1 protein-coding gene and 1 pseudogene are annotated in these 1863 nt (G+C 40.0%); both read left to right on the top strand.

Translation table 11 applies throughout. The features are described from left to right. A pseudogene (locus ASD40_RS38010) lies at window positions 1–364 on the top strand (hypothetical protein); the annotation flags it as partial. A gap of 267 nt (window positions 365–631) precedes the next feature. Further along, on the top strand, window positions 632–1863 hold a 1232-nt coding region (locus ASD40_RS27425), incomplete at its 3' end, for an S-layer homology domain-containing protein (RefSeq protein ID WP_162251321.1).

The raw sequence follows: 1863 nt of genomic DNA, 5'->3' as shown, positions 1-1863 counted from the left end.
ATATGCAACACTAGAAGTAACATCAAAAAGCGATCTAGTAACTGCTGCATCAATGGTAGCAGATGCAAACATCACGTACGATCGTTCGGCTGACACAGCAATTCTTGATGTAATCAACCTAGCTAATGTAGAAATTACAGATAACTACGGTGTTGAGTACACAACAGCAGCTGAGATTAACAAGTACAATGCTTTCTTGGGTGCACAATATGTAGTGTCTGATATCCAAGCAGATGGAGCAGCAAACACAGTAGTAGTGAATGCAAATGGAACATTTGCAATCGGTGGGGATGTAACAGAATTCGTTTTAAAAACAATCTCTGGTGGTAAAACAGTAACGACGCTAGTTGTTGTTCAAGACTAAGACTAATATGTTTTAAAAGAAGATGCTCCTGTATTAGCTGAGGCTGGTGCAGGGGCATCTTTCTCATATAAACAAGCACGATTTTATTTATTAATTGGAAAATACTTATCAATGAAATTATACAAACAGTCACGTATACTAATTCATGTAGCGAAGGTGATAGACTCGAAGCTACATAGAGTCATGTCATGATTCATTTGTCGTCCCGTTGGTTATAAGTTTTTATAACAAAAAAACTTTCATAATATTAGGAGGAAACAAACCTTTATGAAGAAAACACTATCCGTAGTTCTTACATCCGCTATGGCTCTTTCCATGTTCTCGTCGGTCGCATTTGGTAAAACATCTGCTGACTTCACAGACTTGAAAGACCTGGATGCAGCAACAAAAGCAAAGTTCGATGCGATGATCACTGCTGGTATTTTTGACGGCGTGACTGACACAACTTTCGGTCTGAAAGACGAAATGAACCGCGCACAATTCGCGAAAGTAGCGGCATTGATCATGGGTCTGGAAGTTAACAAAGACTTGAAAACATCCACATTCACTGATGTTAGTGTAACCGATGCAGCAAACGGTTATGCACTTCCTTACATCGAAGCTTTGAAAACTGCAGGCGTGACGGATGGCTATGCTGATGGTCAATACAACCCAGCTGGTAAAGTAACGAAAGAACAACTCGCTACTTTCTTGGTTCGTGTTCTTGGTCAAGACGCAGCAGCTAAAGGCAAAACAGGTACAGACACAACGGTTTCTGGTTGGGCACAAGGATATGTAGCACTTGCACTTGAACTGAAACTTCTTTCCAATGGTACTGACGGTAAATTCGGTGGTATGGCTAACGCAACTCGTGATCTTCTAGTGAGCGGTGCATATGAAGCGAAACAACAGTATGTACCAGCTGGTAAAGTATCAGTAACTGGTGCGAAAGCAACTGGCGTACAACAAGTAACAGTAAGCTTCAACAAGCCTGTAGATACAGCTAAAGCAACAGTAGCTTTGACAAAAGGAACGGCTAACATTGCAACTACTGTCAAATTCGCTGATGATAAAAAATCCGCTGTACTGAGTTTAACTGATGTGAAAGTAAGCGAAGGCAGCTACACAGCAACACTTTCCGGTTTAGATGCAGCTGGCGTGGATAAAACAACAGCAACATTCACAGCTGAAAATGAAAAAGTTACGAAACTTAGCTTTGTAAATGCAAGCGATAAAATTGCGAAATCTGCTAAAGTAACTGTGAAAGTTAAAGCAGAAAACCAATATGGTGAAAATGCTAGTCTAAACGGTAGCGAATATACAGCATACGTAAGTGGAAGAAATGAATCGTTGAAAAGAAACGAAGATACAGGCCTGCTTGAATTAACATTGAACACAATTTATAAAAATGGTGTAAGTGGTGATCAAACACAATCCGAGATTGATGTTCTTCCGGTTAACATCTTCCTAACAAACACATCTGTGTCTGTACAAAAAACGTTTAAAATCGGCGTTGAATC

The organism is Paenibacillus sp. Root444D2 (assembly GCF_001426375.1).
Lineage (GTDB): Bacteria > Bacillota > Bacilli > Paenibacillales > NBRC-103111 > Paenibacillus_E.
This window is presented reverse-complemented; position numbering and strand designations above follow the sequence as displayed.